Consider the following 19,942-nt stretch of genomic DNA (forward strand, 5'->3'; position numbering starts at 1 on the left):
CATCGGGGGTAACGCTCACGAACGTCAACACGTCTTGTCACTAATCTGTCCTTGCGCGCGGTCATTAGTATGATCACAATGTCGCGCGTTGGTAACGGCTCCCGTCAGAGGCGCCGGCCTCGGAGGAAACATGACAGACACTGTGCATGCCGTGACGGCCGCGCAAACGCGGCGCGTGAGTGAAAGCTATCGCTGGACGCAGCTCGCCATCGGCGTCGGCGCGATGGTGATGATCGCCAACTATCAATACGGCTGGACGTTCTTCGTCCCCGACATACAGAAGACCTTCGGCTGGGACCGCGCATCGATCCAATGGGCATTCACCCTCTTCGTGTTGTTCGAGACCTGGCTAGTGCCGATCGAGGGCTGGTTCGTGGACAAATACGGGCCGCGGCCGGTCGTGCTGATCGGCGGCGTGCTGTGCGCGATCGGCTGGGTGATCAACGCTCATGCGACGACGCTGTCGGGCTACTATCTGGGGATGATCGTGGCTGGCATCGGCGCCGGCGGGGTCTACGGCACCTGCGTCGGCAATGCGCTGAAATGGTTTCCGGACAAGCGCGGACTGGCGGCGGGACTGACGGCCGCGGGCTTCGGTGCCGGCTCGGCGCTGACGGTGGCACCGATCCAGGCGATGATCCGGGATTCCGGCTTTCAGACTACTTTCATGTATTTCGGTCTTGGCCAGGGCATCGTGATCGTGTTCCTGTCGCTGCTGCTGCTCGCGCCGCGGCCCGGCCAAGTGCCGTCACCCGGCCACAACGCCAACGTAATCCAGACCCGGCGCGACTATCAGCCGACCGAAGTGCTACGCCAGCCGATCTTCTGGCTGATGTACTTCATGTTTGTGATCGTCGGCGCCGGCGGATTGATGATCACCGCCAACCTCAAGCCGATCGCGGCCGACTGGAAGATCGCCGATACGCCGGTGACGCTGATGGCGATGACCATGACGGCGGTCACCTTTGCGGCGACGTTCGACCGCATCCTCAACGGCCTGACGCGGCCATTCTTCGGCTGGGTGTCGGACAAGATCGGCCGCGAGAACACGATGTTCATCGCGTTCGGTCTCGAGGGTGTGGGCATCTATGCACTGTACATGTACGGCCACGATCCGGTGTGGTTCGTGCTGCTGTCGGGCCTGGTGTTCTTCGCCTGGGGCGAGATCTACTCGCTGTTCCCGTCGACTTGCACCGACACGTTCGGCAACAAGTTCGCCACCACCAATGCGGGCCTGCTCTACACCGCCAAGGGCACCGCGGCGCTGCTGGTGCCGGCCGCCAACTTGCTGCAACAATCCACCAGCAGTTGGGACGGCGTGTTTCTGATCGCGGCGGGCGCCAACATTCTGGCGTCGCTGCTCGCTCTATTCGTGCTGAAGCCGTGGCGGCGAACCGTCGTGGCCAACAGCATGGCATGACAAATCGCGGCGGCGCCACAGCGCCGCCGCCTGCTCTTCCTCCGGCGTGGCCGCTGCGGCCACGTCTTTGTTTGTCGTCAGTCTGATGGGAAATCGATGAAAGTCTGTATCTATGGCGCCGGCGCGATCGGCGGTTATCTCGGCGTCCAGCTCGCGCAGTCCGGCGCCGATGTCAGCCTGGTGGCGCGCGGCGCGCATCTGGCGGCGATGAAAGATAAGGGCCTCAAGCTGCTGATCGGCGACGAGGAACGCGTCGTCAAGGTCAAGGCCACCGACACGCCGTCCAAACTCGGCGTGCAGGACTTCATCATCATCTGCCTCAAGGCGCATTCGATCACCGGCGCGATCGACGCGATGAAGCCGCTGCTCGGGTCGCACACCCGCATCGTCACCGCGGTCAACGGCGTGCCGTATTGGTACTTCTACAAGCACGGCAATCAGTTCGAGGGCCGCACGCTGGAGAGCATCGACCCCGGAGCCCGGCAGTGGACCGAGCTCGGTCCGGAGCGCGGCATCGGCTGCATCGTCTATCCGGCGACCGAGCTGGAAGGCCCCGGCGTGATCCGCCACGTCTATGGTGACAAATTCCCGGTCGGCGAAGCCTCCGGCGAAACCACCACGGACGTGCAGAACCTGTCGAAGCTGCTCGAGGCCGCCGGCCTGAAGGCGCCGATCCTCGACCGCATCCGCGACGAGATCTGGCTGAAGCTGTGGGGCAACGTCTGCTTCAACCCGATCAGCGCGCTGACCCACGCCACGCTCGATGTGATCGCCTCCGACCCGGCGACGCGCGCGCTGGCCAAGGCGATGATGCTGGAAGCGCAGCAGATTGCCGAGACCTTCGGCATCAAGTTCCGCGTCGACGTCGAACGCCGCATCGAAGGCGCCCGCAAGGTCGGCGCGCACAAGACCTCGATGCTGCAGGACCTCGAGCGTGGCCGCCCGATGGAGATTGATCCGCTGGTCACCGTGGTGCAGGAAATGGGCAAGATGACCGGCATTGCCACGCCGGCGATCGACGCGGTGCTCGGCCTGGTGATCCAGCGCGCCAAGGTGGCGGGGCTGTACTAACCGAGCGCACTCCTAACCTTTGTCATTCCGGGGCGCGCGAAGCGCGAGCCCGGAATCCATAACCACCGCCGGGAGTATGGATTCCGGGCCTGCGCCCCGAAGACGGGGCGCATCCCGGAATGACAACGTCGGCGGCAATACATCCACCTCTCGCTGTCATTGCGAGCGCAACGAAGGAATCCAGGAGCACCGAGCACGGGGCTGGATTGCTTCGTCGTGGAGCCTGTACTCGGACGGCGCGAAGCGCCGATCCGGGTGCTCCTCGCAATGACGGGTGGAGAAGTCTCGTTCAAATTCATCAAGGAGATACGCCGTGACCAAATGGGTTCGCTTCCGCGCCAAGGGCGCGATCGGGTTCGGCACGATTGCGCATTCGGATATCACCGTGCACGATGGCGACATGTTCGGCGCCAATAAGCCGACCGGTCAGACTTTGCAGCTCGGCGACGTCGAGTTGCTCAGCCCCTGCGCGCCCGGCAAGATCATCGGGCTGTGGAATAATTTTCGCGCGCTGGCGGCCAAGCTCAATCAATCGATCCCGCCGGAGCCGCTGTACTTTCTCAAGGCGACCACCAGTGTCGCGGCGCACGGCGCGGTGGTGAGTCGCCCAGCGTCCTACGACGGCAAGGTGGTGTACGAAGGCGAGCTCGGCATCGTCATCGGCAAACGCAGCACGAACATCTCGGAAGCCGAAGCTGCGTCGCACATCTTTGGCTACACCTGCGTCAACGACATCACCGCAGCCGACATTCTCAACCGCGATCCGAGCTTCCCGCAATGGGCTCGCGCCAAAAGCTTCGACGGCTTCGGTCCTTTCGGCCCGGCGATCGCCACCGGGTTCGATCCGCAGTCGCTGTCGATCCGGACGATCCTCAACGGCGCGGAGCGGCAGAACTACCCGGTCGCCGACATGATCTTCGCCCCGCACAAGCTGGTCAGCCTGCTGTCGCACGACATGACGCTGGAGCCCGGCGATCTGATCTGCTGCGGCACCTCGGTCGGCGTCGGCGTGATGAAGGAAGCCAGCAACAGCGTCACCATCGCGATCGAAGGCATCGGCGAGCTGCACAATGAATTCCGCCAGACGGTGAAAGGCTGACGCCGACTCGCGCGTCCTGACGCGCGACTACCTCGCCCCAAGCACGTCATTCCGGGGCGCGCGCAGCGCGAACCCGGAATCCAGACGTTGTTGCGCACGTCGAGATTCCGGGTTCGCTCGCTTCGCGAGCGCCCCGGAATGACCCGCGGTGGGGCAGTGCGTCTCGCGGAGAGACCGTGCCCTGCTCCGCATTGGACATTTCGCGCTCGCTTCGGCATCCTGCGCCCGCACCATAACAGCAACAGGCGCGTGAGGCGCCGCGAACGTCCGAGGTTTCCATCATGATCAAGACGCGTTTCACCGAAGCCTTCGGCGTCGAGCACCCGATCGTGCAAGGCGGCATGCAATGGGTCGGCCGCGCCGAACTGGTGGCTGCGGTCGCCAACGCCGGCGCGCTCGGCATGATCACTGCGCTGACGCAGCCGACGCCGGAAGATCTCACCAAGGAAATCGCGCGCTGCCGCGATCTCACCGACAAGCCGTTCGGCGTCAATCTCACCATCCTGCCGGCGATCAAGCCGCCGCCTTATGCCGAGTATCGCCAGGCGATCATCGAGGCGGGCGTCAAGGTGGTCGAGACCGCCGGCAACAAGCCGCAGGAGCACGTCGACGAATTCAAGAAGGCCGGCGTCAAGGTGCTGCACAAATGCACCAGCGTCCGCCACGCGCTGTCGGCGGAGCGGATGGGCGTCGACGGCATCTCGATCGACGGCTTCGAATGCGCCGGCCATCCGGGCGAGGACGATACCCCCGGCCTGATCCTGATCCCGGCCGCCGCCGACAAGATCAAGGTGCCGATGATCGCCTCCGGCGGTTTCGCCGACGCGCGCGGCCTGGTCGCGGCGCTGGCGCTCGGCGCCGACGGCATCAACATGGGCACGCGCTTCATGTGCACCAAGGAGAGCCCGATCCATCAGGCGGTGAAGGAGAAGATCGTCGCCAACGACGAGCGTTCGACCGACCTGATCTTCCGCACCATGCGCAACACCTCGCGCGTCGCCAAGAACGCGGTCAGCCAGCAGGTGATTGCGCTGGAGAAGCAGGGAGCGACCTTCGAGCAGGTTAAGGAACTGGTCGCCGGCGCCCGCGGCAAGATGGTGTACGTCAATGGCGACACCGACGAGGGCGTGTGGTCGGCCGGTCAGGTGCAAGGCCTGATCCACGACATCCCGAGCTGCGCCGAACTCGTCTCGCGCATCGTCCGCGACGCCGAAGCGATCATTCGCGCCCGGCTGGAATCGATGCTATCGGGTGGCGCGCGCCAAGCGGCGGAGTAGACGCCGGCGAGCGCCCACACGGGAAGCAGCCAGATGAAGGCCTATGTCTATGGCGCCAATGGCGCCGCCGTCACCGACGTCGACAAGCCGGCTCCGACCGGACCGCAGGTGTTGATCCGGGTCCGCGCCTGCGGCCTCAATCGCGCCGATCTGGGCATGACCAAAGGCCATGCCCACGGTGCGGCCGGCGGCGTCGGCACCGTGCTGGGGATGGAATGGGCCGGCGAGATCGAAGCGGTCGGCGACGAGGCCTATGGCTGCAAGGTGGGCGATCGGGTGATGGGCTCCGGCGCCGCGGCATTCGGCGAGTACACCCTCGCCGACCACGGCCGGTTGTTTCCGATTCCTGACAGCATCAGCTTCGAAGAGGCCGCCACCCTCCCCGTTGCCCTGACCACGATGCACAATGCGCTGATCGCGGTCGGCAAGCTGCGCGCCGGACAGTCGGTGTTGATCCAGGGCGCCAGCTCCGGCGTGGGGCTGATGGCGCTGCAGATCGCCAAGCTCAAAGGCGCCAAGCTGGTGATCGGCTCGTCGACCGACAAAAGCCGCCGCGATCGGCTGGCCGAGTTCGGCGCCGACCTCGCGATCGATACGTCTGGAGCCGGCTGGGTCGATCAAGTGCTCGCAGCCACCGGCGGCGCAGGCGTCGATCTCGTTATCGACCAGATCTCCGGCACCATCGCCAACCAGACTCTTGCAGCCACGCGTGTGCTCGGCCGCATCGTCAATGTCGGCCGGCTCGGCGGCACACATGCCGACTTCAACTTCGACCTGCACGCGGCGCGCCGGATCGACTACGTCGGCGTCACCTTCCGGTCACGCAGCATCGAGGAAATCCGCGAGATCTTCCGGCAAGTGCGCGGAGATATCTGGCCCGCCGTCGAAAACCGCAAACTGCAATTGCCGATCGACCGTGTGTTCCCCTTCGCCGAGATCGACAAGGCGTTCGCCCACATGGAAGCCAACCGACATCTCGGCAAGATTGTCGTGACGCTGTAACGAGTTCCGCGACCACAACAGCGACGCCGAAAAACTAAGAATAGTTCGCAATAGCGCACCTCGCGCAATTGCGCGCGCATTCTCGGATTCGTCGGCTTTTCTGTTCAGGACCGGGCTGCTAAACCCCGGCTCATGAGTAACTACGCCAGCACCAAATCGCGTGTGGCTGCGGTGTCCGTGCTGGCAAGCGCCAGCATGGCCGCGGCGAAATTCGCCATCGGCATCGCCATCGGTTCGCTGGCGCTGATCTCCGAAGCTCTGCACAGTTCGATCGATCTCGTCGCAACGATTATCACCTGGTTCGTGGTCCGCATCTCGGACCGGCCGGCCGACGACGCGCATCACTACGGTCATGGCAAGATCGAAAGCCTGTCGGCGCTCGGCGTCATCGCGCTGTTGTATGTGCTGGCCGGCGGCATTCTGGTCGAGGCGACCGGACGGCTTCGCGAGGGCGCGCCGCCGCCGGCGTTTTCCTGGCTGGCGTTCGGCATCCTCGGCGTCGATATCGTGGTGAACTCGTGGCGGGCGTGGGCGCTGCATCGCACCGCGGTCGCGACCAAGAGCCAGGCGCTGGCGGCGGACGCGCTGCATTTCTCGTCCGACGTACTCGGATCGTTCGCGGTGATCGCCGGTCTGTCGCTGTCGGCGCTGGGCTTCGCCTGGGGCGACGCTGCGGCAGCGATCGGCGTCGCGGTGATGATCTCGATTCTCGGTCTGCGGCTCGGCCGTTCGACCATCCAGACGCTGCTCGATCGCGCCCCGGAGGGTGTTTCGGAAAAGGCGCGCGACGTGATCAGTTCGGTCCCCGGTGTGGTCGGTGTTGAGCGGCTGCGCGCCCGCATGGTCGGACCGACGCATTTCATCGACGCACTGGTCGAGGTCCCCCGCACCTATCCGATCGATCGCATCGACGAGATCAAGCGCCGCGCCGACGACGCCCTGAAGCAGGTTTTCGAAGACGCCGACCTCACCTTCACGGCGATTCCCGTAGCCCGCGACAACGAGACGGTGCGCGAGCGCGTCATGGTGATCGCACGCAACTCCGGCCTCGCCATCCACCACGTCACCGTCCACGATCTCGGCTGCAAGATCACCGTCAGCATCGACCTGGAAGTCGACGGCAACATGCCGCTGATCGAGGCCCACGATATCGCACACGAACTCGAACGGCACATCCGCGCCGACTTCGGCACGGACGTCGAGGTCGACACCCATATCGAGCCGCTCGAGCCGGAAATGCCGCACGGCTCCGACGCGGCGCCGCGCCGCACCGAGGAGATCCGCTGCGCCCTGATCGAACTCGCCGGCGACGGCATGATCCATCACATCCACAATGTCCGAGTCCGCGACACCGAGGCGGGCGAGATCGTCAATTTCCATTGCTACGCCGCCCCCTCGCTCAGCGTGATCTCGGTGCACGAGCATGTCGACGATATCGAACGGCGGCTGCGCCGCGCGTTCCCGACCGTGAAGCGCGTCATCAGTCATGCCGAGCCACCGAACGCCGAGTGAGCCGAACCTCCCGCCTGTGTGAACTACGAGTCTCGTTCTCGTTTCGGACTCATCCTCACACACAAATGAGACTCCGATTCACCTTTGGATAAGAATTTATCCGACCGGCAGAATCGTTGACTCTCGACAGCCCCCGAAAAGTGGATTCAAATCAGCTATGATTCGAACGACGAAAATGTCGCTCGAACGGGGTGCTGACGGACATTGGTGGGGGCCACAGTATGGCGCGCGTGCAGGCGGCGAGCGCCTGCGTACAGTCCGATTCGATCAAAGGACTTGCGCAGTCGATCGCTAAACCGGCCTACCATCGGCTGTTGACGGCCGAGCCGGTGCTCCGCCGCGCCGTCCCGATCCTGATTATCGCATTCCTCGTGACGATCTGCTTCGGCGCCGCCGTACAGGTCGTCGATCAGACGCGCCAGAAGAACTCCGCGCTCAATCGCGACTTGTGTGCGCTCGCCGATCTGCTCGCCGAACGCCTTGAACATATCGGCGTTGTTCGACTCGACCGCCCCGCCTCGGTCGAGCGTCTGCAGAATCTGCTGCCTGCCCTGATTCCGTCCTGGGGCATCGCCGCCGGCCGGCACGTGATCGTCACCGGCATCGATCAGCGCGTGCTGGCGCGCGTGCCCGGCGACGACAGCGCCCGCACCGCCAACAAGTTTCTCGAGATCATCAGCGCTGCGCCGCCGCTCACCCGTTCGGCGCAGCAAGGCACCGTCTCCGAGATCGTATTGCCGAGCGGCGCCACGGCGTTGGCGACGCTGCACATCGTCAAGTCCCTGCCCGGCCAGGTGATCATCATCCAGGAGGACACCAGCTCGTTCCTGCGCTCCAACGCCGCGCTGCAGATCACGCTGTCCGCCACCACCGGTTTCGTCGTGCTGATCCTCGGCTTTGCGTTTCACTGGCAGTCGACGCGCGCCCGGGAAGGCGATCTGATCAACGACGCGGTACGCAGCCGCATCGACACCGCGCTCAACCGCGGGCGCTGCGGTTTGTGGGACTGGGATCTGTCGCGCGGCCGCATCTTCTGGTCGCGGTCGATGTTCGAACTGCTCGGCCTCGAGAGCCGCAGCGACCTTCTGACGTTCGGCGAGGTCAACGCGCTGGTCAATGGCGACGACATCGATCTGTTCGCGATCGGCGACAAGCTGATCGCCGGCAACGCCGATCACATCGACCACAGCTTCCGGATGCGCCATGCCAACGGCCACTGGATCTGGCTGCGGATGCGCTGCGAACTGAGCCAGGAGACTCTCACCGACAACAAGCACCTGATCGGCATCGCGGTCGACGTCACCGAACAGAAGAGTCTTGCCGAGCGTACCGTCGAGGCCGACCTGCGGCTGCGCGATGCGATCGAGACGATCCCTGAGGCGTTCGTGCTGTGGGATGCCGACAATCGTCTGGTGCTGTGCAATTCGCATTTCCAGCGGCTGCACAAGTTGCCCGACTCGGCGGTCGCACCGGGCACATCCTACGAGACGGTGATCGAAGTCGGCCGGATGCCGGAAATCCGGACCCGACTCACCGACGTCGGCGGCTCGGCACCGGGCGCACGCACTTTCGAGGCGCAGCTCGACGACGGCAGCTGGCTCCACATCAGCGAACGGCGCACCAAGGACGGCGGCTACGTCGCTGTCGGCACCGATATCACCCGCATCAAGGCACATGAACAAAAGCTCGTCGACAACGACCTGCGGCTGCGTGCCACCGTCGCCGACCTGAAAATTTCGCAGGTGAAGCTCGAGCGCCAGGCGATCGAGCTCGCCGATCTCGCGCGCAAATACGCCGAGGAAAAGAACCGCGCCGAAGAAGCCAATCAGACCAAGTCGAAATTCCTGGCGAATATGAGCCACGAACTGCGCACGCCGCTGAACGCGATCATCGGCTTCTCGGAGATCATGGGCAGCGGCATGTTCGGGTCGCTCGGCTCGGAAAAGTATCAAGAATACTGCCACGACATCATGACCAGCGGGCACTATCTGCTGGAGGTGATCAACGACATTCTCGACATGTCGAAGATCGAGGCGGGGCGGATGCGGCTGGAGATGGAAGAGCTCGACCTCGCCCGCACGCTCGGCGAGTCGCTGAAGGTGGTCGCGGGCCGCGCCCACAACAAGCACCTCGAACTGCGCCCGGAGATCGAAGACGACATTCCGATCGTGGCCGACCGGCGCGCCATCAAGCAGATCCTGATCAACCTGCTCTCCAACGCGGTGAAGTTCACACCCGACGGCGGCCGCGTGAAGGTGCGCAGCCGGACACGGCGGGATTCGATCGTCCTGATGATCGCCGACACCGGCATCGGCATCGCGCCGCAATCGCTGCGGCGGCTCGGTCAGCCGTTCGAGCAGGTCGAGAGCCAGCTCACCAAGAGCTATCACGGCTCGGGCCTCGGACTGGCGATCGCCAAGTCCCTAACAAAGCTGCACGGCGGTTCGATGCGGCTGCGTTCGACCCTCGGCGCCGGCACGGTGGTGATGGTCAAGCTCCCACGCAACGGCCGCGCCCGGCAGATGGCCGCCTAAACTCGGGCCTGGTCGAGCCCCGGGTCTCGCCTGTCGTCGTGGATTTGATCGCGCCTCATCGATGCCGCGAAGCGACAACGCCCTTCCCAAGGCGCCCCGTCCTCATCCTGAGAGTCCTCGAAGCCGCCGCGTCGAGGGAGACCGACACAGGTCCCGGCCGCGCACGGTTCGAGACGGCGCCTGGCGCCTCCCCACGCCCCCGCAATTGTCGCCGTCGCAGTGTCCCGCAGCCCATCGATCCACAGCAAAACCGCTGCGACGTCGCGACCACGCTCTCAAGTCGGCACAGATAGACGTGCCGCTGCAGAACGCGTTTCGTTCAGCAGCGGCCACGTATCATCCCAACGCTGTTGGCGCTTACCAATTCACGCGGGCGCCAGCGGAGACCTGATGGCTGGTCGCGTTGCTGCGGTACTCGCCGTTATAGGCGGCGAACATCCGGAACGTTTCGGTGTGCCATCCAGAGATCTTGGCGCCGACCAACGCCGCATTGCGGCCGAGCTGCGCTCCCTGAACCAGGAACGGCTGATCGAGCAGCGCCGCCTGGCTGACCAGGGTGGTGTCTCGCAGATCGTAACCCCAGCCGACCTTGAGCTCCGGCATCACGGTGACGCCGTCGACTGTCCTTAGACGCGCGCTCAACGCGGTGCCAAGTGTGGTGGTCAGCTTGTCGTACGTCCTCGCCTCATAGGCGAGGCCGAACGACGGTTGGTTCTCGCTATAGGCATCGCGGCGGAAGCCCTGCCAGCTCAGGCCGGCGAACGGCTTCAGCGTGACGTTGGGCGCGACCGCAAAGCGATAGCCGGCTTCCAGCGCGGTGCCGACACCGACACCATTGGCACTGCCCTGCAGGCTGGCGGGCGAGAACATGATCTGTCGGCTGGTCGACATCTGGCTCGGACCGGCCGCCACCCTGACGTCGATGACGGCAGCGCCCGGCGTCCAGCTCGCATAGGCCGCGCCAGCATAAGTATCCGACTTGCCTTGCGTGTCGGCGCTGGTAGCGGTCGTGCGGGCATAGCCGAACGCACCGCCGGCCACGAAGCTGTTGGAGAAGCGGCGATCGGCACCGACGACGAAGCCGCCGCTGGTCGCCTTGGAGCCAGCGAGATCCGCACTGTCGCGAACACGGGCGTCGCGGCCGAAGCCCTGCCCCCAAGCCGACCAACCATCCTGCACGCGCTCCGCCGGCGTGACTGCGGCGAACGCGTTCATTGCCGAAGAGGTTTCGGCGGTCATCGTGTTGCGTCCCGCATAAGACAGCGCGAACGATTGCGCGGCTCCGTTCTGCCCCTGCTCGCCGCCGAGCACGATCGTCTCCTGGCGGTCACCAATCGCACCCAGGAAGCCGGTGAACGCCTGCAGCGACGAACTGGACACGGCTGGCTGCCCCGGCCCCGCCAGCTGGCTCAATGCCTTGTCGTACTGCGCTTCGGTGTCGAGCCGGTACAGCGAGTCGAACAGCGCTTTTTCGCGAGCCGAGGGCAGTACACCAGCCGCCGGCCGCGCGCCGTCGAGCGCGCCGGCGACCGAGCGCTGGTTGGCGCCGAGCTGGCCGCTGGCCGCGAAGCTGCTGAAGCTCGCCGGCGTGACGACCAGCGTCAGCGCCGCGGGATCGTACACCAGATCGAACCGGGTGTTCGCCGCGAGCCCTGCGGTCGGTTGCGACAGCGAGGAGAAGCTGCCGGCGGTGCTGGCGCCGTTCTGCGCCTGCACGATGGCGAAGTCGGTGCCGAGGGCCGGCGTATAGTTACTGACGGTGCAGACGCTGCCGCGCAGCACCGGCGTCAGCCTGCCCGCCGCGTAGAACACGTTGCCGGCGCCCGTGACGTAGATCTTGTCGTAGGTGCCGGGGCCGCCGGGGACGATCAGCGTGCCGTCGATGTCGATCCGCGTCGTCGCTGTGGAGGTCAGCGTCACGTTGCCGTTGAAGGTCAGGGAGCCGACCGAATTGCCGGTCAGCACCGTGCCGGGCGCGACCGAGTTGTTGGCCACGAGGTCGCCGATGTTCGGCATCTTGCCGGGCGACAATGTGCCGGCGATCACCGAGTCGCCGGTCACTGTGCCGAAGCCCGCCAGCGTCGCAGGCTGTGCGACCGAGAGCTTGCCGGAGCTCATTGTCAGTGTGCCGTCCACCGCCAGGGTACCGAGCTGCGCGAACACGTTGCCGCCCGCATTGGTGCGGCCGGAGACGGTCAGAATGCCGGCGCCTGCCTTGCTGAAGTCCCCCTGCGTCGTCAGCAGCCGGCTCCAATACGTCGTCTGGTCGGCAGCGACGGTGACCGTGGTGTTCGCAGCCAGCGTGGTCGGTCCGTCCGTCGCGCGATCGAGGCGGATCAGGCCCTGGCCGAACACGGCGTCGATGCCGGGCGCCCCGAGATCCTCGGTGGTCGAAAACAACAGATGCACCAGGTCTTGCGCATCGTAGGTCGGATTGGCCTGGATCAGAACGGCGATTGCGCCCGAAACAGTCGGCGCAGCCATCGAGGTGCCCCCCGCAAACCCATAGGTGTTGTCGGGGATCGTCGAATAGACCTCCGGGCCGGTGCGGTCGTCGCCGCCCGGCGCGGCAACGCACCAGCTCGCGGCAACGCCGCACAGATTGGAGTAATAGGCCGGCGCCTTGGTGATGCCGACCGACATCACACCGATGATCTGACCGCTCTGATTCTGCAGAGCCGTCGCATCCAGCTTCTGTCCCTGATCGTCATAGACGCCGAGTCCGGCATGGGCCGGATTGAGGAACGGCAGCAGCGCCAGTCCGGACGGATTGCGCGCGGCGTCCGGATTCGACTCGCGGTCGTTGCCGTTCGCTGCGACGATGATCTTGCCGGCCTTGAGCGCGTTCAGCGCGGCATTGGCTTCGGCCGTGACGTCTCCGACCGTCCATTCCTTGAGATTGGTCGAGCCGTCGAAATTCGGACCGTAGCTGGCGTTGTAAACCATGGTGCCGCTGAGACCCGCGAAATAGTTCAGCGCATCGACTGTGGGATCGGTGTTAGCCGCCGCGGAGTAACCGGAGTCGACCTTGCCGGTCAGAACGCGAAGCGGAATCACATTGGCGTCGTAAGCGACGCCATGCGCCGCGACGTTGTCGAACTTCTCGCCCGCAACGATGCCGGCAACGTGCGAGCCGTGGATATCGGTGCCATACAACGGCGTAAGCTGAGTCTGGTCGAACAGTTCGCCGTCCTTGACCACATAGTTCCGCCCAAGGTTGGTCACCAGCTTATTGGCAAGGCCGTTATTGGTGAGGTCGAAACCGGTATCTGCGACGGTGACGTTGACGCCTGCACCGGTGAAGCCGCGATTGTAGGCGGCTTGGGCGCCGATCATGTCCAGGTTCCAGGTTTGGTCGCGGACGCTGGGCAGCGGACTCGGCAGGTTCGGCGAAGTGTTGTTCGCCATCGCGACGTTCTGGTACGACGTCAGCGTAAGGCCGGAGGCCGCGGTCGTCCTGGCGGCGATCGTCTGTGCGGCATTGGGTGCCAATGCCAGCGGCTGCCCCGCCGTCATCACGCCGAGATCGGCAGCCGTCGCGACATTACGTGCCGCGACCGGCGACAGCCCGGCCGCAAACTCCACGACCGCGTTGCGCAGCGCCGGATTGCGATAGGTGCTGTCGTAGGCTTTGGCGATCAGTTCGCGCTCGCCCTGACGCAGCGCCTCGGCCAGCGTTGCGCGAAGCTGGGTCGAGACCGTGGCCGTTGAAGCGGACCTGAATTTTGCGGCGGGTTCCGCTGCGGCCACGATTGCTCCGGAAGCGCTCACCAGAAACGTGGTGCAGAGCAACAAAGCCGTATACCTACCAAATCCGTGCGTCATGAAAGCAGCCCCCGTGGCCACGCGCGCGGTTCGTGCGTGGCTTCTCCTCTGTTTCTTCACGCTTCGCGTTCGCAACGCGATGTGTCTGGCGTCGTTGTAAAACAGCCCTCGAGCGGCGCGACAGTGCGGGATCGCTCCATCCGGCAGGGTCACAGCCGTTTCCTTTGACCGAGCGTCTCAATGACCGCGACGCCCCGGCTGTTGGGGATAGCGCGTCCACGCCGCAAGAGATCTCAGCCGATGCCGACCCCCTCGGGGAGGGGGACGGCAGTGCCTATCGGCGTGGCGATTCGTATCCGGCGGCGAAATGCGGTAGTATGGGCTTCTCGATCCGGAGCCTGCCGGCCACCGGATCAGGACTTTTCACAAAACTCGTTCATGGCTGCCCTTCCTCGCCTGTTCTACGTCACCTCCGGTCTCGACGAAGCCAACGCCTTCGCAACCTGGAGCGCGGTGATCTCGCCACTGTTCGAGCCACGCCCGTGCCTGCGTGGCAGCAAAAGCCCGACCGGATCGGCGTTCGGCGTGATCATCGGCGATCTCGTGGTCGCCAAGGTTGCGTTCAACGCCCAGGATTTCGTCCGGGACGAGCAGCGTATCGCCGCGACGGCGGACCACCTCCTGCTACATCTCTATGTGACCGGGGGGTTCAACGGCACTGTCACCCGGCAGCAGACCACGATCGGCCCCGGCAAGGTCGCCTTGATCGACCTCGCCTACCCGCTCGCGACCCGCGCCTTCGCCTCGCGGACGGTGTGTCTAGTGGTGCCGCGCAAGCTGCTGGGCGACCTGCCGCTCGAGACACTGAAGCCGCGGCTCGACCCGCTGCGCAACGACCTGCTCGCCGCGCACATGCTGTCGCTGCAGGAGCGCAGCGCACAACTGACGACCGATGATGTGGCCAGCACGGTCGCCGACACCGCGGACTTCCTCCGGCGCCTGCTCGCGCCGACGGCCCCCGACACGCTGGAGCCGCAGAGAGACACTGACGATACGATCCTGACGCTGACCGAGGCGCTGATCCGCGAGAACCTGGCGGCACCGGAGCTGTCCCCGGACTGGCTGGCGCAGCGGCTCGACGTCTCCCGTGCCTCGCTGTATCGACTGTTTGCCGACCGCGGCGGCATCATGCGCTACGTGCAGGAACGGCGGCTGCTCGCAGTCCAGGCCGCGCTGAGCGACCCGCTCGATACCCGACGGCTGTCGCGTCTGGCGGCCGATCTCGGTTTCAAGAGCGAGGCGCATTTCAGCCGAAGCTTCCGGGCTCGTTTCGGCGTCACAGCCAGCGCCTATCGGCAGGCCCAGCTCGAAGCCTCAGCGACGATCCAGCTCACCAGTCCCGCCGTGGTGCAGCAATGGTGGACCACGGTCGCTGCCTAGTCGTACCGCTTAGCCGAAGTCCGTATTGTGCGGCCGTCTTGACCGCGTGTAAGAGCGAGGCGACGACGGAGGTCGAGGCGTTGAATTTCAGTGCGATCTTCCATCAATTCGCGACATGGACGTTCCGGGCCGCGATCGCCGGCGGCATCGTCGGCGTGATCTATCTGGCCATGCGTGGCGACGTCGACATGCCTGGCGCACAACTCGTTGCTGCGCAGCGCGCGATGTCGGCCGCTGAGGCAGTGCCCTGCCAGCCGATCGGCCAAACCGCGACCGGTGAGCTGGTGTATTCGATGGACTGCGAGACGCTGCCTGCCGCCGCGCCCGCTCTTGGTCCGGCGGCGAACGCCAACTAAGACCTCTTCGTCCTACTCGCTGCCGCCGCCGATCAGCCGGTTGAAGATCGCCCGCACCTCAGCCTGAGTTTCCTTCACCCGGGCTTCGAGCGAGGAAAAGTCCGGTGCGTCGCCGGCCCGCACCATCACCCGCAGAAGATCGTCGCCGGCCGCTTCCGGCTTGAATCTCTCGCTTACGCACAGCCGCAGAATCTGCGTCAGGTCGTGATACAGCCGCGCCGCCGGCCGCAGCACGTCGGCATCGGACTGAGCGAGCACACCGAGGCGCGCCGCATTGTCGATTGCGGCGAGCGTGTTGACGGCGAGGATGTCGGGCTTGGCTTGGGCGTGCACGAGCTGCAGATACTGCGCGATGAAGTCGATATCGACCATGCCGCCGGCGGCGTATTTCAGATCCCAGACGTCGTCCTCGCCCTTCTCTTGAGCGATCGCCTGGCGCATCTCGGCGACGTCGTTGGCGATGATCATCGCGTCGCGCGGCCGCGTCAGCACGGCGCGGATCACCGCTTCGATCCGTGCACGGAATTCCGGTGACGCCGAGATCACCCGCGCCCGCGTCAGCGCCAGGTGCTCCCAGGTCCAGGCCTCGCTCTCCTGATACTCGGCAAAGGCGTCCAGCCGCGAGGCGACCGGACCGGCGCGGCCCGACGGTCGCAGCCGCATGTCCACCTCGTACAGCACGCCGTAGTTGGTCCGCGTGGTGAACGCCGAGATCAGCCGCTGGGTAAAGCGCGCGAAATATTGCGCGCCGTGCAACGAACGTTCGCCGTCGCTGTCCGGCTCGTCGTGATCGAAATCGTAGATCAGGATCAGGTCGAGATCGGACGACGCCGTCATCTCACGGCTACCAAGCTTGCCCATCGCCAGGATCGCCGTCTCCTGTCCTTTGATCCGGCCATATTGCGAGGCGAACTGGGCGCTGACGAGCTGATGGACGGTGCCGACAATCCCCTCGGCGACGTCGGCGAAGGCAACGCTGGCCTGCTGGGTCGATACCGTGCCGGACAGAATGCGCGTGCCGATCAGGAACAGGCTCTCCTGGCCGAACAGCCGCAGCCGGTCGAGAAATTCCTCATACGATCCGGCGTCGACCAGCGTTGCGGCGAGACGAGTCGACAGTTCGGCGCGGTCCGGCATGGCGCCGAAGAAGCGCGGATCGATCAGGCCGTCGAGGATCTGCGGCTGGCGCGCCAGCATGTCGCCGAGCCGCGGCGCGGCGCCGAGCGCCAGCGCCACCAGCGTCAGCAATTCGCGATTCTGGCTCAGCAGCGAGATCAACCGGCCGCCGCGATGCAGCGCCTGCAGCAGCCTGTCGAACGAATTGACGGCGTTGTCCGGCTCCTCCGCGCGCGCCAGCTCTTCGATCAGCGCCGGCACGAAATCGCGGAAGGCGCGCTGCGTCGCCTCGACCTTGAGCACGCGGTAGCCGCCCGCCATCCATTGCTGCAGCGTGGTCGCGACCATCAGCGGCTTCTTGTAGCCGAGCGCAACCAGGTGATCGAGCAGCCGCGTATCTTCGGCTCCCCCCGCATAATCGATCGGCTCCTTGGCAGTACCGGCCGGATCGCCTTCGAACAGCTTGGCGTAGTGACCCTGCACGCATTCAAGATGCGCCAGCAGGTCGCGCGCGAACGCGGCGCGGTTGTCGTAGCCGAAGAAGCGCGCGAACCGCTCGATGCCCTCGACGCTGTCGGGCAGTGTGTGGGTCTGCTCGTCGGCGATCATCTGGATGCGATGCTCGACGCGGCGCAGGAACTGATAGGCGGCGGTCAGTTCGTCGCGCGCCTCGTAGGTGATCCAGTTGCGCGCCGCCAGAATGTCGAGCGCCACCAGCGTCGGCCGCACCCGCAGTTCCGGATGCCGCCCGCCCGCAATCAACTGCTGGGTCTGCGCGAAAAACTCGATCTCGCGGATTCCGCCGCGGCCGACCTTGACGTTGTGGCCCTCGACCGCGATTTCGGTCTGGCCGCGGAAGGTCTGCATCTGCCGCTTCATGTCGTGAACGTCGGACAGCGCGGCGAAGTCGAGATGCTTGCGCCAGACGAACGGCGCGATGTCAGCCAGCAGCGCTTCGCCTGCGACGAGGTCGCCGGCGCAGGCGCGCGCCTTGATCATCGCCGCGCGCTCCCAGGTGCGGCCCTCGCGCTCGTAGTAGTTCAGCGCCGAGACGGTCGACAGCGCCACCGGCGTCGACGCCGGATCGGGGCGGAGCCGCAAGTCGACGCGGAACACATAGCCGTCGTGCCGGCGCTGCTGCAGGATGCGGCTCAGACCCTGCGTCACGCGCACGAAGAACGGCTGCGGCTCAATGTCGGGGGCCAGCGTCGGCGCGTCGAGATCGTAGAACACGATCAGGTCGATATCGCTTGAGTAGTTGAGTTCGCCGGCGCCCATCTTGCCCATCGCCAGCACGACCATGCCGGAGCCTTGTTCCGGGGCGTCGCTGTTGGGCGGGTTGATGCGTCCACGCGCAGCCTCCTGGCGCAGCAGGAAGCGCAGCGCCATCTGCACCGAATTGACCGCCAGATCGGTCAGTGCCTGCGTCACCTGCATCACAGGCCACAGCCCGCCGATATCGCACAGCGCGATCGCCAGAGCGGCCTCCGCCTTCATCTTGCGGAGGATGGTCATCACCTCGGCTTCGTCGGCGGCCGCCGCCACCGCACCGGCGGTGCTGTCGAGCAGCGTGCTGAAGCCGACGTCGGGATCGCCGCGCAGCACGCGCAGCAGCCGCGCCGGGTCGGCCCGGATCAGGTCGAACAGATAGGGGGACGACTCTGCGAGCGCTTGCAGCAGCGTATCAATGAGTGGATAGCGACCGGCAATATCCCGGATCGCGCCGGCCTGCTCGGCCGGAAGATCGGCCAGCCAGCCGGCAAGCTTTTTCTGCGCCTCCTCCGGCGCATGCAACTGCGGTCCGGCAGCGAAGCGCGCAGCCAGTGCGGAAGATGGGATGTCCGCGTCAATCGCGGAAGAAGTCATGCCGGCGTCGGTTCTGGGATCGTATGGGTTGGAGCCAGTCCTTCGCCTGTGTGCGCAGGAATTGCAAGCGTGGCACGCAAACCCGGCTGCGCGTCGGACAGCCGCAGTTCGCCGCCATGCAGCGTCGCCACTGCCGAGGCGAGACTGAGCCCGAGCCCGGAACCCGGCAGGGTCCGGCTGGCTTCGAGCCGCACGAAGCGCTCCACGGCGTGCTTGCGGTCGGCCTCCGGGATGCCGCGGCCATGGTCGGTCACGCTGAGCATCACCCGGTCCCCGTCGCGTCGGGCTTCGATCAGGATCGAGGCCAGCTCCGGCGATGCTGCCGCCTGCGGCTCCGCGCCCGGCGCCGCCAGCGCGAGCTGCGGCTGGCCGTATTTGATCGCGTTCTCGACCAGATTGGCGAGCGCCTGGCTGATCAATTCGCGATTGCCACGCACCGGCGCGGACTCCGCCGCGATCTTCAAAGTCAGCCCGCTGTCTTCCGCCAGCGGCTCGTACAGCTCGTGGATGTCGCGCGCGATGTCGGCGGCGTCGAACGCGTCCATCTCGCCGCTGGCATGGCCGGACTCGGCTCGGGCGATCATCAGCAGCGCGTTGAACGTCCGGATCAGCCCGTCGGACTCCTCGATGGTCCGCTCCAGTGCCGCCCGGTAGTCGGCCTCGCTGCCGGACAGCGCCAGCGCCTCCTCGGCGCGGTTGCGGAGCCGGGTCAACGGCGTCTTCAGATCATGCGCGATGTTGTCGGAGACCTCCTTAAGGCCATTCATCAGCGCCTCGATCCGCTCCAGCATCGCATTGAGATTTTCCGCCAGGCGGTCGAGTTCGTCACCGCTGCGACCGACCGGCAGCCGGCCGGACAGATCGCCCGCCATGATCCGCTGGGTTGTCCCGGTCATCGCATCGATGCGGCGCAGCACGCGGCGGGCGACGAAGATGCCGCCGCCGAGCCCGAGCACCACCACGATCAGCACCGACCATTGCGCCGCGGACGCCACCACCTTGAACAGCCGGCGCCGTTCCTCGAGGTCGCGCCCGACCAGCAGGCGAAATCCGCTCGACAGTTCGGTGACGCGCACCAGCGCGCGATGGTCGCCGCGGTCCTGATCGTCGAGCCGGCGATAGAAGGTCTCGCTCCAACCGGTCTTGCTCATCACGCCCGGCGCCAGCGCGCCGACATTGCCGGCCACCGCCTGCCCTGCCGGCGTCGTCACCAGATAGAGGTTCGCGCCCGGCCGCAGCGCCCGGTTCTCGATCGTAAAAACCAGCCCGCGCAGACCGCGCCGCGTGTAGATGTCGTCGATCTCGCCGATCTCGGCGTTCACCGTGGTGGTGATCTGATCGGTGATCAGCCGCCGCGTATTCCAGGCGAAGTAGCCGAGCAGCGAGGCGGCGAACAGCCCGAACAGAAACAGATAGACCAGCGTCAGCCGAAACGCCGTAGTTCGGATCAGCTTACCGAATGCGGTCACTGATCAAATCCCGTC

12 protein-coding genes are annotated in these 19,942 nt (G+C 65.6%); 9 read left to right on the forward strand and 3 right to left on the reverse strand.

Annotation, left to right across the window (positions count from 1 at the left end; translation table 11 throughout):
* The first annotated feature begins 130 nt into the window (after positions 1 to 130).
* The 7 genes from oxlT to IP86_RS03290 all read left to right on the forward strand — a co-directional run bounded on the left by oxlT (position 131) and on the right by IP86_RS03290 (position 9,915).
* Positions 131 to 1,420 carry an oxalate/formate MFS antiporter gene (oxlT, locus tag IP86_RS03260; RefSeq protein WP_054161085.1) on the forward strand — a complete coding sequence of 430 codons (1,290 nt, stop codon included), beginning with the start codon at positions 131 to 133 and terminating at the stop codon, positions 1,418 to 1,420.
* A 96-nt stretch (positions 1,421 to 1,516) separates the two neighbouring features.
* On the forward strand, positions 1,517 to 2,491 hold the full coding sequence (locus IP86_RS03265; RefSeq protein WP_054161086.1) for a 2-dehydropantoate 2-reductase: 975 nt from the start codon (positions 1,517 to 1,519) through the stop codon (positions 2,489 to 2,491).
* A gap of 313 nt (positions 2,492 to 2,804) precedes the next feature.
* Positions 2,805 to 3,590 carry a fumarylacetoacetate hydrolase family protein gene (locus tag IP86_RS03270; protein WP_054161087.1) on the forward strand — a complete coding sequence of 262 codons (786 nt, stop codon included), beginning with the start codon at positions 2,805 to 2,807 and terminating at the stop codon, positions 3,588 to 3,590.
* 281 nt (positions 3,591 to 3,871) lie between these two features.
* Positions 3,872 to 4,867 carry an NAD(P)H-dependent flavin oxidoreductase gene (locus IP86_RS03275; RefSeq protein WP_054161088.1) on the forward strand — a complete coding sequence of 332 codons (996 nt, stop codon included), beginning with the start codon at positions 3,872 to 3,874 and terminating at the stop codon, positions 4,865 to 4,867.
* A gap of 33 nt (positions 4,868 to 4,900) precedes the next feature.
* Positions 4,901 to 5,869: a quinone oxidoreductase family protein gene (locus IP86_RS03280; RefSeq protein WP_054161089.1), complete on the forward strand. Its 969-nt coding sequence runs from the start codon at positions 4,901 to 4,903 to the stop codon at positions 5,867 to 5,869.
* Positions 5,870 to 6,001: 132 nt separating this feature from the next.
* Positions 6,002 to 7,381 (forward strand): cation diffusion facilitator family transporter, encoded by a 1,380-nt coding sequence (locus IP86_RS03285; RefSeq protein ID WP_054161090.1) that lies wholly within the window; start codon positions 6,002 to 6,004, stop codon positions 7,379 to 7,381.
* 221 nt (positions 7,382 to 7,602) lie between these two features.
* Positions 7,603 to 9,915: a sensor histidine kinase gene (locus tag IP86_RS03290; protein ID WP_054161091.1), complete on the forward strand. Its 2,313-nt coding sequence runs from the start codon at positions 7,603 to 7,605 to the stop codon at positions 9,913 to 9,915.
* A 357-nt stretch (positions 9,916 to 10,272) separates the two neighbouring features.
* On the opposite strand, the gene IP86_RS03295 is transcribed toward IP86_RS03290, so the two are convergent.
* Positions 10,273 to 13,665: an autotransporter domain-containing protein gene (locus IP86_RS03295; protein ID WP_245290517.1), complete on the reverse strand. Its 3,393-nt coding sequence runs from the start codon at positions 13,663 to 13,665 to the stop codon at positions 10,273 to 10,275.
* A gap of 453 nt (positions 13,666 to 14,118) precedes the next feature.
* Between IP86_RS03295 and IP86_RS03300 the strand changes: the two genes are divergently transcribed.
* Positions 14,119 to 15,120 carry a helix-turn-helix domain-containing protein gene (locus IP86_RS03300; protein WP_054161093.1) on the forward strand — a complete coding sequence of 334 codons (1,002 nt, stop codon included), beginning with the start codon at positions 14,119 to 14,121 and terminating at the stop codon, positions 15,118 to 15,120.
* Between the two features lie 80 nt (positions 15,121 to 15,200).
* Positions 15,201 to 15,476: a hypothetical protein gene (locus IP86_RS03305; protein ID WP_054161127.1), complete on the forward strand. Its 276-nt coding sequence runs from the start codon at positions 15,201 to 15,203 to the stop codon at positions 15,474 to 15,476.
* A 12-nt stretch (positions 15,477 to 15,488) separates the two neighbouring features.
* Here IP86_RS03305 and IP86_RS03310 read toward each other — a convergent pair whose 3' ends face one another.
* Positions 15,489 to 18,458: a bifunctional [glutamine synthetase] adenylyltransferase/[glutamine synthetase]-adenylyl-L-tyrosine phosphorylase gene (locus tag IP86_RS03310; protein WP_054161094.1), complete on the reverse strand. Its 2,970-nt coding sequence runs from the start codon at positions 18,456 to 18,458 to the stop codon at positions 15,489 to 15,491.
* Positions 18,455 to 19,927 (reverse strand): sensor histidine kinase, encoded by a 1,473-nt coding sequence (locus tag IP86_RS03315; RefSeq protein WP_054161095.1) that lies wholly within the window; start codon positions 19,925 to 19,927, stop codon positions 18,455 to 18,457. Before IP86_RS03315 ends, IP86_RS03310 begins: the two co-directional genes overlap by 4 nt.
* Positions 19,928 to 19,942: the final 15 nt, after the last annotated feature.

It is taken from the genome of Rhodopseudomonas sp. AAP120 (genome assembly GCF_001295845.1).
Taxonomy (GTDB): Bacteria; Pseudomonadota; Alphaproteobacteria; order Rhizobiales; family Xanthobacteraceae; genus Rhodopseudomonas.